The following is a 15,001-nucleotide window of genomic DNA, read 5'->3' as shown; positions in this document are numbered from 1 at the left end:
ACCTTTTGAGCCTTTATTTTTTGGCAGATTCGTTAAACACTTTTGTTTTCCATCCCGGAAAGGGAATACAAAAAAGCTTTTTGCGAGCTTTTTTCGGCGAAAGAAGGCCGTATAACACCTTTTGTTTGGAACCGAGGATTTGGAAAAGCGTTTTAAATTCTTCGGTGAACTTCGGAATGAGGGAACAAAAATGTGCACGTGGACATATCTGTTCATGGGGGTGGGAGCTTGAAGGTCCCCGTCGTGTGCCCCTACTGTGGGGTCGGCTGTCGGCTCTACATCGAGCGGACGCCGAGCGGTTACAGGCTGGATTACGCTGACGATATACCAGGCATCCCCAACGAGAACGGAAGCCTCTGTCCAAAGGGCAACGCCGTCCTCGATTTGCTCTCGAAGGACAGGCTTAGAAAACCGCTGAAGGCGAAGGAAGAAGGTAAGTTCGTCGAGGTGAGCTGGGGTGAGGCCATCAAAGAGGTCGCCGAGAGGCTGAGGGAGATAGCCAGAGACGACCCCAACGGGCTTATGTTCTTCGGCTCGGCAAAGACCTACAACGAGCCGAACTACCTCGTTCAAAAGCTGGCCAGAATGCTCGGGACCAACAACATCGACCACTGCGCCCGCCTATGCCACTCCTCAACGGTCGCAGGTTTGAAAGCCGTCTTCGGAGCGGGGGCGATGACCAACACCTACCGCGACATCGAGAAGGCGGACGTGATAATGATTTGGGGCCACAACTACGCCGAAACCCACCCCGTCGGCTTCCGCTACGTCATCAAGGCCAAGGAGAGGGGCGCGAAGGTCATCGTCGTTGACCCGCGCTACACGAGGACTGCGTGGTTCTCGGACATCTTCCTCCAGCTCTACCCCGGAACGGACATAGCGCTCGCCAACGGCCTGATGCACGTCATCATAAAGCACGGCCTCCACGACAAGGAGTTCGTGGAGAGGAGAACCGTCGGATTCCAGGAGCTGAAGAAGACCATCGAGAAGTACACGCCCGAGAGGGTCGAGGAGATAACCGGTGTTCCCGCGGAGCTGATAGAGGAGGCGGCGGTTACCTTTGCAAAAGCCGAGAACGCCGTAGTTACGTGGGCGATGGGGCTAACGCAGTCGGTTCACGGCTACGACAACGTCAGGGCAGTTGCAACTCTCATAGCAATCACGGGCCACATAGGGAAGCCCGGAAACGGAGCCTCTCCAATGCGCGGGCAGAACAACGTCCAGGGAGCCTGCGACCTCGGCGTTCTCCCGAACGTCTTCCCGGGCTATCAGGCAGTTACGGACGAGGAAAAGAGGAGGTTCTTCGAGGAGTTCTGGGGAATTGAGCTGAGCGGTGAGGTCGGCCTTACGACGGTCGAGGCGACGCACGAGGCTCTGAGGGGGAAGCTGAAGGCCTACTACATCGTCGGCGAGAACCCGGTGATAAGCGAGGCCAACTCAAAGAACGCCGTCAAGGCCCTTAGAAGGCTCGAGTTCCTCGTCGTTCAGGACATCTTCCCGACCGAGACGGCGAGACTGGCGGACATCGTTCTGCCGGCAACTTCAATGCTCGAAAACGAGGGTTCGCTCACCAACACAGAGAGGCGCGTGCAGTGGAGCTTCAAGGCAATCGAACCACCCGGGGAGGCGAGGCCGGACTGGTGGATAGTGAGCGAGGTCGGAAAGGCCCTCGGTTTCACCGGGAATGGACCGAAGGGCTTCGGCTACCGCTCGGCGGAGGACGTTCTGAGGGAGATAAACGCCTGCACGCCCCAGTACAGGGGCATAACGCCTGAGAGGCTGAAGAGCAACCTTGCCGGAATCCACTGGCCGTGCCCGAGCGAAGACCACCCGGGAACGCCCCTGCTCTACACCGAGCGCTTCCTAACGCCGGACGGAAAGGCCCACCTGGCGAGCGTCGAGCACAGACCGCCGGCCGAAACGCCCGACGATGAATACCCGCTCATCCTGACGACAACGCGCTACGTCGGGCACTTCCACACGCTGACGATGACTGGAAGGAGCGAGCTCCTGAGGAAGCGCTGGAGGGAGCCGTTCCTTGAGGTCCACCCGAGCGATGCAAGGCGTTTCGGGCTTGAAGACAACGGCTGGGCACTCATAGAGACGAGGCGCGGGAGATACGCCGCGAGGGTGAAGGTTACCAAAGCTGTGAAGCCCGGAGTTGTCGCTATTCCCTGGCACTGGGGGGTCAACGTCCTGACCAACGACGCCCTCGACCCTGTCTCGAAGATTCCAGACACTAAAGCCTGCGCCTGCCGCGTTAAGCCCGTTGGGGAGGCCGAAGCGAGGCGGATTCTGGAGGAGCTGAGGGCCGAGGGGGTGGTAGCTTGAGCGGGATTCTAATCGACCCCGGCAAGTGCATAGCCTGCCGGGCCTGCGAGGTTGCCTGCGAGAGGGAGCACGGGAGGAGCTTCATAACGGTCTTCGAGTTTGAAAGCTCGGCCGTTCCGCTGAACTGTCGCCACTGCGAGAAGGCACCGTGTATAGACGCCTGTCCGACCGGGGCGCTCTTCAGGGACAAGGATGGGGCCGTTATGGTGGACGTTAAGAAGTGCATAGGCTGTGAGGTGTGCCTCCTGGCCTGTCCCTTCGGGATTCCGGAGATTGCAGGAAAGGTCATGGTGAAGTGCGACCTATGCCCGGAGAGAAGGGCCGAGGGGAAGCTTCCGCTCTGCGTCCAGACCTGCCCGACGGGGGCTTTGAGATACGTCGAGCCCAACGACTTCTCCGCGGGAAGAAGGAAGGCCTACGCCGAGAGGCTCGCCCTCAGGAGGTCTGAGAATGCGCCCGGTCTTTGACTGGGACAGGTGCATAGGCTGTCTCGCCTGCGTGAGGGCCTGCAAAACCGGCGCCCTGAGCTACAGGGACGAAAACGGGGTTAGACGGATAACCTTCGAGCCGAGGCTCTGCGACGGTGACCTGCTCTGCGTTGAGGTCTGCCCGGTAAACGCGGTGAAGGGCTTCCCAAACCACGAGAGCGGGGAGAGCTCGGCCACCTTCGAGCTGGCCCGCTGTGAGAACTGCGGAAGGCTGACGGATTTCACTGTTAAGGAGGTTGAATGGGCCCGGAAGATGGGCCATTTCACCGTTTTCCTCTGCTCAACCTGCAGAAGGGTTGAATCGGCAAGAAAAATCGGGGAGGGATTGGAATGAGCGAAATCCTGTACGGGGTTGACTCCACCTTTGAGGGGATTGCGAAGAAGGCAACCCCGAAGTTCAAGACGACCCCGGGAAGGTTGCTCTTCGCGGGCTTCATGGCCGGAGCTTACATAGCCTTCGGTTTCGTTTTAGCTGTTATAGCCGCCACGGGCTTCCACGACAACCCCTCAGCCTTCAAACTCCTCCTCGGAGCGGTCTTCCCGGTCGGCTTAATCGCGGTAATATTAGCGGGAGCCGACCTGTGGACGGGCAACGTGCAGTTCCTCAGCTCTGCAAAGGCCAAGGGCTACGCAGACTTCAGGTGTGTCCTCTACAACTGGTTCGGGAGCTACGGTGGCAACTTCATAGGCTCGGTCTTCATAGCACTCCTGGCGGTCCAGCTCACCGGGCTCTTCGGCCACGTCGGAGACCCGAACACCTTCGGAAAGACGATAGTCGCCATAGCGCACGGCAAGGTCTCCAAGGACTTCGTTGCCCTTCTCTTCCTCGGAATCGGCTGTAACTGGCTCGTGAACGTCGCGATATGGCAGTCGGCGAGGGTCCAGGACGGGGCAGGAAAGATACTGGCAATATGGTTCCCGATATTCGCCTTCGTTGCCATAGGCTTCGAGCACGCCATAGCCAACATGTGGGCAATACCAATGGGCGTCTTCCTCAGCAACGGGGCTATAAACTGGGCCAACTTCTTCCACAACCTGATTCCAGTAACCCTTGGAAACGCCATCGGAGGCTTCCTGTTCGTCAGCTTCTACTACTGGTACCTCAGCCACCCGGAGCTAACGGCCAGGAGGCTTGCGAAGGAGATAGTGGACTTCACCGTAGTCTTCGTGGCCTTCTGGGTCCTCGCGACCCTGATTCCAGCAGGAATAGCCCTCGCCCTCAAGAACAACCTCTACGCCTTCCCGCTCGTGCTGAGCGTCTACTACATAGCCGGAACCTTCGCCCTGGCGAGAATCGCAAAGCCGGGGGTGAGAGGATGAACGGCATGAACTTCGCCTTCCACTGCCTCAAACGTCCCGAACCAACGGGAAAGAGGGTGGCGATAATAGGCGCCGGCCCCGCAGGTTTGGCGGCGGCCGGCTACCTCTCCTGTAAGGGCCACGAGGTTCACGTCTACGACAAACTGCCCGAGCCAGGTGGCTTAATGCTCTTCGGGATTCCAGAGTTCAGGATTCCGGTGGAGAGGGTCAGACTTGGCTACAGAGACCTTGCAGAGCGCATGGGAGTCGTCTTCCACACGGGAGTCAAGGTCGTCTCCGGTGGGAGGAAGGACGAGGGCGACGAGTTCGTCGAGAAGACCGTTGACTTTGAGGAGCTCGTTAGGGACTTCGACGCCGTTTTGATAGCCACTGGAACGTGGCGCTCCTGGCTCGCAGATATTCCGGGAATAGAGCTTGAAGGCGTCTTCAAGGCCCTGGAATACCTCTTCAGGATAAAGAGCGCCAAGCTCGGCCACATGGACTGGAGCGAGGTGCCCGAGATAGAGGGCAAGAGGGTAATGGTCGTTGGAGCCGGCCACACGGCCTGCGACGCCGCGCTTGAAAGCCTCCTGATGGGGGCCGAGAAGGTCTACATGAGCTATCGCAGGACGATAAGAGAAGCCCCGGCAGGAAGCTACGAGATAAACCTCCTCCGCGAGAGGGGCGTTGAGTGGCTCGAACTGACGATGCCGAAGAGAATCATCGGCGAGAACGGGAAGGTCAAGGCCGTGGAGCTCATCAGGACAAAGCTCAGCGAGCCGGACGAGAGCGGAAGGAGGAGGCCGATACCGGTCGAGGGAAGCGAGTTCACGGTCGACGTGGATTACATTGTCTTCGCGATAGGGCAGACGCCGACGCCTCCATTCGGAGAGAACTGCGGAATAGCGACCGATAGAAAGGGCAGAATCGTCGTGGATTCGAGACACATGACGAGCAGGGAGGGAATCTTCGCGGCCGGAGACGTTGTTCTGGGCCCTTCACTCGTAGGCAGGGCAACGAAAGACGGCCTCTACGCCGCTCGCGATGTTCACCTCTGGCTGATGGAGGTGAGAGCATGAAGCTCCTCGTGGATTTCAACGCCTGCATAGGTTGCGAGACCTGTGAGGCAGTATGCGACTTCATTCACGACGGAAGGCCCAACATAAGGGTGGTTTTCGCGAGCAACGGCGTCGGCGTCCCGATTAACTGTCGCCACTGCGACGACGCACCCTGTATGGCGGTATGTCCAGTAAACGCCATCACCCGCGATAAGGACGGGGCGGTCATAATCAACGAGGAGAAGTGCATAGGCTGTCTTATGTGCCTCTCGGTCTGCCCGTTCGGGGCGATAAGCTACGAGCCGGTCGTTAGGGTTGTTTACAAGTGCGACATGTGCGCCGAGAGAAGGGCCGAGGGTTTGAAGCCGGCCTGCCACGAGATGTGTCCCGCCAATGCCATCTACTACGGCCCCGACGGCGGGGAGGAGAAGAGGGCAAAGGTGGCGGAGGTAATTTCCCGCAACCTCTGATTCTTCAATTTTTATTCACCGAAAACCGTTAAAGTTCTTCGTTGCATAGGTTAGAACATGGGGGCTCCTAAACCTTTGGTTTACAACAAGGCGTTTCCTACCTTTTTTTGCCAAACTGAGCTTTGGAAAACCGTTTTAAGCCGGAAAGAGAAGTCCCAATCGAGAGTAAACAAAAGCGTTAATGCGGAGGTGGTAGCTTGCCCTTCATAGTCGCGTTCGTCTTCGCCTACATCACCTGGCTGGTTTTAACGGCGGGAACGAACGGACTGCTCTGGAGCACTCAGGAACTGATAGCCGGTCTAATATTCGCGGGGATAGTAGCGTACGCGACGAAGGACATCGTTGGGGAGGAATCAACCCGCTTCCTGAACCCGATAAGATGGCTCGAGTGGATTGCCTACGTCCCGGTCCTGTTCTGGGGAATGGTCAAGGCCAACTTCCACGTAGCTTATCTCGTCATAACCGGAAAGATAAGGCCCGGAATCGTCAAGGTCCCGGTTGAGCTCGAAAAGGACGCCCAGTACACGATTCTGGCGAACTCGATAACCCTCACCCCGGGAACCCTTACCATAGACGCCTGCCCGAAGGAGAAGGCCCTCTACGTCCACTGGATTGACATTCCGGAGGGACTGGAAAGGCCCGAGAGCTCTGAACCCGTCGCGGGGCCCTTTGAGAAGTGGGCCAGGAGGTTGGGGAAATGATTGAGCCCGTGTTCTTCTACTCGGCGCTGATAATCTCGATTGGAGCGTTCCTGGCGATACTCAGGGTTCTCCTCGGTCCCAGCGTTCCAGACCGGGTCGTCGGAGTTGATACGCTGAACACGCTCGTGGTTGCCGGCATGGTTCTCCTCGGAGCGGCCTACGACAGGACGATTTACATCGACATCGCGATAGTCTACGCGCTCCTCAGCTACATCGGAACGCTCATAATCGCGAGATACCTGCAGGGGGGATTGGAATGAGCCCGGTCGAATACCTGATTTACGCCTTCCTCGCGATAAACATCACATTCAACATGCTCGGGAGCATAGCCCTCCACCGCTTCCCGGACGTTTATACCAGACTTCACGGAGCTACCAAGTGCACAACCTTCGGAACGATATTCGCCGTTTTAGCGGTTGTAACCCACGCCCTCTATCAGCTTCACGTCACCGGCGACCCCAAGTACCTCCAGATGGCCCTTCACAGCTTCGTTGCCCTCGTGGCGCTCCTCCTCACGAACCCCGTCGGAGCGCATGCAATAGCGAAAGCCGCGCACCTGAGCGGTTACAAGCCGGCTAAAGCGGTCGTTGACGCCTACGAGGAGAAGCTTGGGGGTGATGGGGAATGAACGCCCTCACGATTGACATGGCGATTCAGGCGATAATACTCATCGGCGTTCTCATCACGGCTTACCTCACGATTCGCTTTAGAGACCTGCTCGCCGCTGCACTCATGTCCGCGGCGATGAGCCTGCTCCTCAGCCTCGAGTTCTACATGCTCCACGCCCCGGACGTTGCGATAGCCGAGGCGGCGGTCGGTGCGGGAGTCGTTACGGCGGTTGTGGTTTACGGCATAGCCAAGACCGAGAGATGGGAGGTGGAACCGTGAAGAGAACAATCGCTTACCTCTCACTGCTCTTCATCCTCGGGGCGCTCCTCTACGTTGCGAACCCCAACTACGGCCTCAAGTTCGGGCCCGGGGGAAAGGAGTGGCTCACCCTGAGGTATACGGACAACTACTACATCGAACATGGCGTCCAGGAAGTCGGCGGTACGAACATAGTCACCGACATAGTGTTCGACTACCGTGGCTACGATACGATTGGAGAGGCGACCGTCCTGTTCACGGCCATAGCCGGCGCGATTGCTCTTCTGAGGCCCTGGAGGAGGGATGAGAAATGAGGCCGAGGTGCGGTAGCGATATGGGGCTCATCGTCAAGACCTCGGCGAGGGCGATAATCCCGCTCATAGGTATCTTCGGAGCCTACATCGTCATGCACGGTCACCTGACACCGGGAGGTGGCTTCCAGGGAGGAGCAACGATAGCCGGAGCGGGGATACTGTTCCTCGTCTCCTTCGGCCTCGACGAGATGAAGAAGCACTACAACAAGAGCCTGTACTCGGCTCTCGAGGGTATCGGCGGTCTCGTTTTCCTCGGCGCCGCGATGCTCGGCATGAGCGTGGCGTTCTTCTACAACACGCTCTGGCACAACGGCCCGTTCTTCAACGGAAAGCCCGGAACGCTTCTCTCCGCCGGATTCCTGCCGATAATGAACCTCGCCGTCGGCCTTAAGGTCTTCACGGGCCTCGTCAGCGCGCTGACCGCGATAGCGCTCTACAGGAGGTGGAAGTCATGATTCAGTTTCAGTTCATCACGGCCTTCCTGCTCATAGTCCTTGGGATATACGCCTTCCTCGCGAAGAGGAACCTCATCAAGCTGATTCTTGCCCTGGACATCATAGACTCCGGAATACACCTGCTCCTCATAAGCCTCGGCTACCGCATAGAGCTCAACGAAATCCCGACCGCACCGATTTACACCGGCTACGAGACGCTGAAGAGCCCGATGGTCGGCCCGCTCCCACAGGCCTTAGTGCTTACGAGCATAGTCATCGGCGTCTGTGTGCTCTCGCTCGCGGTCGCTTTGACGATAAACGCCTACCGCCACTACGGAACCCTTGACGTGAGAGCTCTAAGGAGGTTGAGGGGATGAACGGGGAAGCAATCTTACCCTACCTCATAATCATCCCGCTCTTCGGAGCGTTCTCGATGCCGATAGTGAACCTCCTCGGCAGGAAGGCGAGGGAGGCGTGGGCAGTCATAATCAGCGGCGCCACCTTAGCGGTGGGCTCGGCGCTCTTCTACTCGGTCTGGGAGAATGGTATACTCGTCTACACCCTCGGAGCCAAGAGCCCGCTCGGCCAGGGCGTCAGCTTCCCGATAAGGATAGTCTGGGAGGTCGACCTCTTCGGCGCGATAATGGTTCTCATGGTAACGCTCGTGGGCTTCCTCGCGGTGGTTTACTCCCTCGGCTACATGAAGCACGACACCGGCCTCGACAAGTACTACACCCTCATCATAATCCTCGAACTCGGAATGCTGGGCATAGCGATAACCGGCGACCTCTTCAACTTCTACGTCTTCCTCGAAATCATGAGTATAGCGAGCTACGCGCTGGTGGCCTTTAGGAACGACACCTGGGAGGGCATTGAAGCCGGCATCAAGTACATGTTCGTCGGCTCGATAGCGAGCGCCTTCATCCTGCTCGGCATAGCGCTCCTCTACGGCCAGTACGGAACGCTGACGATGAGCTATCTGGCAGTTAAGCTCGCCCAGAACCCAACCGTTACGGCGAAGGTCGCACTGGCCCTCTTCATAGCGGGACTCCTCTTCAAGAGCGGTGCTTCTCCAGTCCACATGTGGCTGGCAGACGCGCACCCGGCCGCGCCGAGTTCGATAAGCGCGATGCTCTCGGGTCTCGTCATAAAGATAGGCGGAATCTACGCCCTGGCGAGGATACTCTTCAGTATCTACGGGCACAGCGTCAGCATGAAGACAGTCGGCTGGGTCATCATAATCTTCGCATGCATAACCCTCATCGTCGGCAACGCGATGGCGGTAATCCAGAACGACATGAAGCGTCTTCTCGCCTACTCCTCGGTCGGCCAGATAGGCTACATTCTCCTCGGCCTCGGAATCGGCTTAGCCGCTTATGGAAGCCAGACGGGAGAGATAGCAATGGCGGGAGCGATTTACCACACCTTCAACCACGCGCTCATGAAGGCCCTCCTCTTCCTCATCGCGGGCGTTGTGATTCACCAGCTCGGCACGAGGGACCTCAACGAGCTGAGCGGCTTAGCTAAGACCATGCCGAAGACAACTTTCGCCTTCCTCATCGGGGCGGCCGCGATAATAGGAATGCCGCCGCTAAACGGCTTCGCGAGCAAGTGGCTCATATACGAGAGTTCTGCCATATTCAACCCGATACTCGGTGCGATAGCGATAATCGGAACGGCATTCTGTACGGCAGCATACGTCAAGGTGCTCTACACCTTCTTCGGCAGGCCGAACGAGAGGGTCATGAAGGCCAGAGACCCCGAGGGAAGCATGCTCTGGCCCATAATAATCCTCGCGGTCGCGATAGTCGTCATGGGACTCTTCCCCTGGCAGATAAGCGACAAGGTCATGATTCCAGCCGTCAAGGCCCTTGAGAACCAGCTGGCATACATAAGCGCGGTCCTGGGGGGTGCGTGAAATGTTCGGCTACTGGGATGCACTTTACTTCGTCCTCGTTTTCATCGTCGGGCTCATATTAGCTTACCTCCTCGACCAGTGGGCGAAGAGGAGCGGAATGGGAACGAAAGAAGTTGGCGACGGGACGAAGATGTTCATCAGCGGTGAGGACCCGGACAAGGTTATTCCGGGCTTCGAACACCTTGAGGGCCACTACACGGGAAGAAACGTCATGTGGGGGCTAACTTACGCACTCAAGCGCTTCTTCACCGTCCTCAAGGCCGACCACACCGGACTGCTGACCGACTACGTGAGCTACCTCGTCATCGTTACGGCCTTCGTGATGGGCGTGATACTGATATGGGGTTGAGGAGGTGAGAAAGTGAGCATCAAAGTTCCCGCTAACGGCGGTTCAAACTCATCGGAGCGCGAGAGGCTTGAGAAGAGAATCGCCCAGCTGTGTCGCTACATCGGAAAATCCCCCTGGGTCTTCCACGTGAACACGGGCTCGTGCAACGGTTGCGACATCGAAATCATAGCCGCTCTAACGCCACGCTACGACGCGGAGCGCTTTGGAGTCAAGCTCGTCGGCAGTCCAAGACATGCGGACATACTCCTCGTAACCGGGCCAGTAACCAACCAGAGCCTTGAGAGGGTCAAGCTCGTCTACGAGCAGACCCCAGAGCCGAAGATAGTAATAGCTGTCGGCTCGTGCCCAACGGGCGGAAGCGTGTTCTACGAGAGCCCCTTCACCAACGCACCGCTGAGCAACGTGATTCCCGTAGATGTTTACGTTCCGGGCTGTCCGCCGAGACCGGAGGCAATACTACATGGGGTTGTTTTGGCACTGGAAAAGCTGGCTAAAATCCTGAAAGGAGAAGTCCCGGGAGGGGAGGAACATGAATGATAATCCCATTAACGAGGCGAACGAGGTTAAAGAGCCCACCAAAGCCGAGAAAGTCGCGAAGGCGATAGCGGAACGCTTTCCAAACGCCCAGGTTGAGGTCAAGACCAACAAGTGGGGGCGCGAGAGGGTCTGGGTGAGAATCGACAGGGAAAGCTACCGCGAGCTGATGAGGTTCATAAAAACGCTTGACGGCGAGGCCCACTACTCGATAGGCATCGAGCAGGACTGGGGGGACGACCTGGGCTTCCTCAGTCACCTCGTGATTTATTACGACGACGCCCCTGCCGTTTCACTGCTCATAGACGTCCACGCGCCGAAGGACGACCCAACGCTCCCGGACATCAGCGATATCTTTCCGATAGCCCTCCAGTTCGAGAGGGAAGGAATGGAGATGGTCGGAATAGACTTTGAAAATGCACCGGACAAGAGGAGGCTCTTCCTGCCGGAGGACTTCCCCGAAGGCATCTATCCACTCCGCCTCGACGACAAGGGCGTTCCCGAGGAGATGGTGCACAACGCAGGCCACCCCTATTACCTCAAGGGAGGTGCTAAGAAATGACCAAAGTTGAATACTGGGTCAAGATACCCTTCGGTCCGATTCACCCCGGTCTGGAGGAGCCCGAGAAGTTCATACTCACCCTCGACGGCGAGAGGATAGTTGACGTTGACGTCAAGCTCGGTTACAACCTGCGCGGAATCCAGTGGATAGCCCTCAGGAGGAACTACGTCCAGATAATGTACCTGGCCGAGAGGATGTGCGGGATATGCAGTTTCTCCCACAACCACACCTACACGAGGGCCGTTGAAGAAGCGGCCGGAATAGAGGTGCCCGAGAGGGCAGAGTACATCCGCGTAATCGTCGGCGAGCTTGAGAGGATTCACAGTCATTTGCTCAACCTCGGCGTTTTAGCTCATGACATAGGCTACGATACAGTGCTCCACCTCACCTGGCTCGCCCGTGAGAAGGTCATGGACACGCTTGAGGCAGTTGCCGGAAATCGCGTCAACTACTCGATGGTAACCATAGGCGGCGTCAGGAGGGACATAGACGAGAAGAGGAGGCAGATAATCCTCGACATGATACGCTATTACAAAGAGGTCTTCCCGCGGATTGAGGACATCTTCCTCCACGACCCGACGATAGAGGCCCGTTTCAGGGACACCGCTGTTATAAGCAAGCGCGTGGCGCTGGAACAGGGAGCCGTCGGTCCGACGGGAAGGGGAAGCGGAATCCGCGACGACGCGCGCTGGAGCGAGAGGCTCGGCGTTTATCCGGATTTGGGAATAAAGCCCGTCATGCCCCAGGACGTTACCGGGGAGAGGCCGAGGGGAGACGTATTTGACAGAATGGCGGTAAGGATAGGCGAGCTGTGGCAGAGTCTGGAGCTTATCGAGCACGCCCTCGACCAGATGCCAGATGGAAAAATCAAGACCTTCCCCAAGGACAACGTTCTCGTCGCCAAGCTCAGGATAATGGTGGACGGAGAGGGCATTGGAAGGTACGAGGCGCCGAGGGGTGAGCTGATTCACTACGTCCGCGGAAAGAAGGGAAGCGACAAGCCCCTCCGCTGGAAGCCGAGGGAACCGACGTTCCCGAACCTGTTCGCGGTCGCCGAGGGCGTCAAGGGAGACCAGGTTGCGGACTTCGTGGTGGCGGTTGCCTCGATAGACCCGTGTCTGAGCTGTACGGACAGGGTTGCGGTGGTCGAGGATGGCAAGAAGAGAATCCTGACCGAAAAGGACCTCCTGAAGGCCTCGATAAAGAAGACGCGCGAGATTAATCCCGACGTGAAGGGAGACCCAACCCCTGTAGGGTTCGGCTGTTCGAGGTGATGCTCATGGGAAACATCATCTATCCGATTGCAGGCCTTCTCGGGCTCTACGGCTTCGTCTCACTGGCCTCGCTCCTCTGGGAGGGAATAGACAGAAAGTTAGTTGCGAGAATGCAGAGGCGCGTTGGGCCGCCGCTGATACAGCCGTTCTACGACTTCCTCAAGCTGATGAGCAAGGAAACGATAGTCCCGAACACGGCAAACTACATGTTCAGAGCGGCCCCGGTTCTGGCACTGGCAACGGCGATAGCGCTCCTGGCTTACACGCCGATGGGCTTTACTCCGGTACTGGCTTCGAAGGGCGACGTCATCGTCTTCATCTACCTATTAGCCCTCATCAGCTTCTTCAAGATAGTTGGAGCGATAAGCTCAGGCAGTCCCTACGCGAAAATCGGAGCGGCGAGGGAAGCGACGATAATGGTGTCCAGGGAGCCGGCCATGATGCTGGCAATATTCGCCATAATGTGGCGCCTCGGGAAGCTCGGCGTTGACAAGCCCTTCAGCATGGGCATATTCTACCAGCACAACATCTGGGAGATAGGGACGCCGATGAGCTTCGTGGGAGCGATAATACTCCTCTACGTCTTCTGCGTCTGGCTGGCGAGCGAGATAGAGGTCGGGTTCTTCAACATACCGGATGCGGAGGAGGAGATAGCCGAGGGACTGCTCGTCGAGTACAGCGGAAGGTATCTGGCACTGCTCAAGCTGACGAAGGCTCTCAAAGCCTATATAGCGGCTTCCCTGGTGGTCGCGATATTCTTCCCCTGGGGAATAGCGGGCTACTTCGGCCTGACGGGCCTCTCAGCGGACGTCGTTAACCTGCTCTTCCACACGCTGAAAGTGTTTATCCTGCTCTTCGTCGTCGGAAGCGTCTTCAGGGCCGTAACCGGAAGGCTGAAGATAACCCAGGCGGTGGACTTCCTCTGGAAGAACGTCTTCTTAGCGTCTCTCGTTGGCTCACTCCTCCTTGCGATGGAGGTGATAATGTGAGGGCGCCTATCTTAGTTCCAACGGTGCTCAGGAACCTCGTCAGGAAGCCAGCGACCAACCTCTTTCCGAAGACCGAGCCGGTGCCGGTTCCAGAGAACTTCAGGGGCCAGCTTAAGTACAACGTCGACAAGTGCGTCGGCTGTAGAATGTGCGTCACCGTCTGTCCCGCGGGGGTCTTCGTTTACCTGCCCGACATCAGGAAGGTGGCGCTGTGGACTGGAAGGTGCGTTTACTGCGCCCAGTGCGTTGACGTCTGCCCGACGGGAGCTCTGGAGATGAGCGACGAGTTTCTGCTCGCGAGCTACGACAACTACGACGACAAGTTCATCCCCCTGAAGGAGGAGAAGATAGAGGAGATACGGAAGAAACTTGAGGAGCAGAAGAAGGCCAAGGAAAAGGCCAAAGCCGAGAAGGCCAAGACCGAGAAAAAGGAGTCAAAGTAACCCCTTCTTTTTTCTCCACTCGTAGAGGGCCTTTAATGCCGAGTAATGGCCCTTCTCAACGTCCGCAAGGTAGAGGTAGACCTTTTTGAGCTCCTCGTTATCGGTTTCCTCCGCCAGCTTCCGATAAATCGTCTCGGCGAGCTTTTCAGCTTCCATAGCGTTAATGAGAACGTCCTCGAGGTCCTCGACCTTCCAGAACTTGCCGAGAACGTGGGTTCCCTCAACGCTCGGAACGTTCACCTCAATCAACTCGTCGCCGTATTTCTCCCGGTAAATCTTGTAGAGCTCGTCGCCATGGCCCTTGGACTCCTTGCCGAGCCTTTCAAAGGTCTCGTAGACTTCCTTGGGAAGGCCGAGCTCCTTGGCCCTCTCCGCCAGCTTCAGGTAGGTCTCGGCCTCCTCGTATTCACCCTTAATCCAGTAGCTGAGCAGTTCGCGCTCGTTGAGCTTCTTAATTTCTTCCAGAACCTCAACCACCATGTCAACCACCCAACCGTTCGTATTCCCTCTTCAGGGCCTCGTAGTGGCCCCTCTCCACGTCGGCGAGCTTGAGGTAGAGTTCTCTTAACCGCTCATCCCCAACCTTTTCGGCGAGGGCTTTGTAGGCGTTCATCGCTATGAGCTCGCTCTCCATAGCGGTTTCAAGGACCTCCTTAACCTGGTCGGCCCTTTCAAAACGGTCGAGAACTGGTAAAACTTCAAGAGGAGGGATTTCCGTTGACGGCTCCCTGCCGAAAGAGGCTTTGAACTCCTCCCTGAGCTCAACTGCATGCCTTTCGGAGTCCTCGCTCAGTCTGAGAAAAGTCTCCACGAGGCTCTCTGGAAGCCCAAGGTTCTTAGCCCTCTCGGCCAGCTTGCGATAAAACTCGGCCTCCTCCAGCTCGCTGGCTATCCAGTAGGCCAAGGCCTCCTCGTAGCTCAGCTTCCCGAGTCTCTCGATGACTTCATCGACGTCCAGCATTCCAACCCC

General features: G+C 57.6%; 22 protein-coding genes. 20 read left to right on the top strand and 2 right to left on the bottom strand.

All coding sequences use genetic code 11. From position 1 onward, the window contains the following. Positions 1-228: 228 nt before the first annotated feature. The 20 genes from fdhF (at position 229) to E3E30_RS08970 (ending at position 14,031) form a co-directional block, all read left to right on the top strand. Entirely contained in the window at positions 229-2,331 is a 2,103-nt protein-coding gene (gene fdhF, locus E3E30_RS09065; RefSeq protein ID WP_206205127.1) for a formate dehydrogenase subunit alpha, read from the top strand. Further along, complete coding sequence (locus tag E3E30_RS09060; protein WP_167729301.1) at positions 2,328-2,798, top strand: 4Fe-4S dicluster domain-containing protein; 471 nt, start codon at positions 2,328-2,330, stop codon at positions 2,796-2,798. Before fdhF ends, E3E30_RS09060 begins: the two co-directional genes overlap by 4 nt. Next, positions 2,782-3,153 (top strand): 4Fe-4S dicluster domain-containing protein, encoded by a 372-nt coding sequence (locus E3E30_RS09055; protein ID WP_167729300.1) that lies wholly within the window; start codon positions 2,782-2,784, stop codon positions 3,151-3,153. The genes E3E30_RS09060 and E3E30_RS09055 overlap by 17 nt, the downstream gene beginning before the upstream one ends. Further along, on the top strand, positions 3,150-4,139 hold the full coding sequence (locus tag E3E30_RS09050) for a formate/nitrite transporter family protein (RefSeq protein WP_167729299.1): 990 nt from the start codon (positions 3,150-3,152) through the stop codon (positions 4,137-4,139). Before E3E30_RS09055 ends, E3E30_RS09050 begins: the two co-directional genes overlap by 4 nt. After that, complete coding sequence (locus E3E30_RS09045; protein WP_167729298.1) at positions 4,136-5,197, top strand: FAD-dependent oxidoreductase; 1,062 nt, start codon at positions 4,136-4,138, stop codon at positions 5,195-5,197. Before E3E30_RS09050 ends, E3E30_RS09045 begins: the two co-directional genes overlap by 4 nt. Continuing rightward, the gene (locus E3E30_RS09040) at positions 5,194-5,646 is read left to right on the top strand and encodes a 4Fe-4S dicluster domain-containing protein (RefSeq protein WP_167729297.1); all 453 of its coding nucleotides are present in this window, start codon (positions 5,194-5,196) and stop codon (positions 5,644-5,646) included. Before E3E30_RS09045 ends, E3E30_RS09040 begins: the two co-directional genes overlap by 4 nt. A gap of 197 nt (positions 5,647-5,843) precedes the next feature. Beyond that, a complete protein-coding gene (locus E3E30_RS09035; RefSeq protein WP_042692220.1) occupies positions 5,844-6,347 on the top strand; it encodes a monovalent cation/H+ antiporter subunit E in 504 nt (167 codons plus the stop codon). Then, a complete protein-coding gene (locus E3E30_RS09030) occupies positions 6,344-6,607 on the top strand; it encodes a cation:proton antiporter (RefSeq protein ID WP_042692218.1) in 264 nt (87 codons plus the stop codon). The genes E3E30_RS09035 and E3E30_RS09030 overlap by 4 nt, the downstream gene beginning before the upstream one ends. Then, positions 6,604-6,975 (top strand): monovalent cation/H(+) antiporter subunit G, encoded by a 372-nt coding sequence (mnhG, locus tag E3E30_RS09025; RefSeq protein WP_042692216.1) that lies wholly within the window; start codon positions 6,604-6,606, stop codon positions 6,973-6,975. Before E3E30_RS09030 ends, mnhG begins: the two co-directional genes overlap by 4 nt. Beyond that, the gene (locus E3E30_RS09020) at positions 6,972-7,235 is read left to right on the top strand and encodes a hydrogenase subunit MbhD domain-containing protein (RefSeq protein ID WP_014122758.1); all 264 of its coding nucleotides are present in this window, start codon (positions 6,972-6,974) and stop codon (positions 7,233-7,235) included. The genes mnhG and E3E30_RS09020 overlap by 4 nt, the downstream gene beginning before the upstream one ends. Continuing rightward, positions 7,232-7,528 carry a hydrogen gas-evolving membrane-bound hydrogenase subunit E gene (mbhE, locus tag E3E30_RS09015; protein WP_167729296.1) on the top strand — a complete coding sequence of 99 codons (297 nt, stop codon included), beginning with the start codon at positions 7,232-7,234 and terminating at the stop codon, positions 7,526-7,528. The genes E3E30_RS09020 and mbhE overlap by 4 nt, the downstream gene beginning before the upstream one ends. Further along, complete coding sequence (locus E3E30_RS09010; RefSeq protein WP_240922661.1) at positions 7,525-7,983, top strand: Na(+)/H(+) antiporter subunit B; 459 nt, start codon at positions 7,525-7,527, stop codon at positions 7,981-7,983. The genes mbhE and E3E30_RS09010 overlap by 4 nt, the downstream gene beginning before the upstream one ends. Then, positions 7,980-8,339, top strand: a complete 360-nt coding sequence (locus tag E3E30_RS09005) for an NADH-quinone oxidoreductase subunit K (protein WP_042692213.1) — start codon at positions 7,980-7,982, stop codon at positions 8,337-8,339. The genes E3E30_RS09010 and E3E30_RS09005 overlap by 4 nt, the downstream gene beginning before the upstream one ends. Further along, complete coding sequence (locus E3E30_RS09000) at positions 8,336-9,880, top strand: proton-conducting transporter membrane subunit (protein ID WP_167729295.1); 1,545 nt, start codon at positions 8,336-8,338, stop codon at positions 9,878-9,880. The genes E3E30_RS09005 and E3E30_RS09000 overlap by 4 nt, the downstream gene beginning before the upstream one ends. 1 nt (position 9,881) lies before the next feature. Beyond that, a complete protein-coding gene (locus E3E30_RS08995) occupies positions 9,882-10,229 on the top strand; it encodes a hydrogenase (protein WP_167729294.1) in 348 nt (115 codons plus the stop codon). A 12-nt stretch (positions 10,230-10,241) separates the two neighbouring features. Continuing rightward, the gene (locus E3E30_RS08990) at positions 10,242-10,766 is read left to right on the top strand and encodes an NADH-quinone oxidoreductase subunit B family protein (RefSeq protein ID WP_042692209.1); all 525 of its coding nucleotides are present in this window, start codon (positions 10,242-10,244) and stop codon (positions 10,764-10,766) included. After that, the gene (locus tag E3E30_RS08985; RefSeq protein WP_167729293.1) at positions 10,759-11,325 is read left to right on the top strand and encodes an NADH-quinone oxidoreductase subunit C; all 567 of its coding nucleotides are present in this window, start codon (positions 10,759-10,761) and stop codon (positions 11,323-11,325) included. The genes E3E30_RS08990 and E3E30_RS08985 overlap by 8 nt, the downstream gene beginning before the upstream one ends. Continuing rightward, entirely contained in the window at positions 11,322-12,599 is a 1,278-nt protein-coding gene (locus tag E3E30_RS08980) for a nickel-dependent hydrogenase large subunit (RefSeq protein WP_167729292.1), read from the top strand. Before E3E30_RS08985 ends, E3E30_RS08980 begins: the two co-directional genes overlap by 4 nt. Next, positions 12,596-13,588, top strand: a complete 993-nt coding sequence (locus tag E3E30_RS08975) for a respiratory chain complex I subunit 1 family protein (RefSeq protein ID WP_167729291.1) — start codon at positions 12,596-12,598, stop codon at positions 13,586-13,588. The genes E3E30_RS08980 and E3E30_RS08975 overlap by 4 nt, the downstream gene beginning before the upstream one ends. After that, on the top strand, positions 13,585-14,031 hold the full coding sequence (locus tag E3E30_RS08970; RefSeq protein ID WP_042692204.1) for a 4Fe-4S dicluster domain-containing protein: 447 nt from the start codon (positions 13,585-13,587) through the stop codon (positions 14,029-14,031). Before E3E30_RS08975 ends, E3E30_RS08970 begins: the two co-directional genes overlap by 4 nt. Here E3E30_RS08970 and E3E30_RS08965 read toward each other — a convergent pair. Both E3E30_RS08965 and E3E30_RS08960 read right to left on the bottom strand, forming a co-directional pair. Then, positions 14,023-14,511: a ferritin family protein gene (locus E3E30_RS08965; protein ID WP_042692202.1), complete on the bottom strand. Its 489-nt coding sequence runs from the start codon at positions 14,509-14,511 to the stop codon at positions 14,023-14,025. The genes E3E30_RS08970 and E3E30_RS08965 overlap by 9 nt on opposite strands. 1 nt (position 14,512) lies before the next feature. After that, entirely contained in the window at positions 14,513-14,992 is a 480-nt protein-coding gene (locus E3E30_RS08960) for a ferritin family protein (protein WP_167729290.1), read from the bottom strand. Between the last annotated feature and the right edge of the window lie 9 nt (positions 14,993-15,001).

Origin of the sequence: Thermococcus sp. 9N3, from assembly GCF_012027685.1 — an archaeon.
In the GTDB taxonomy this organism is placed as follows: Archaea; Methanobacteriota_B; Thermococci; order Thermococcales; family Thermococcaceae; genus Thermococcus; species Thermococcus nautili.
The sequence above is the reverse complement of the archived record's forward strand: the minus strand, read 5'-3'. Positions and strand labels throughout refer to the sequence as shown.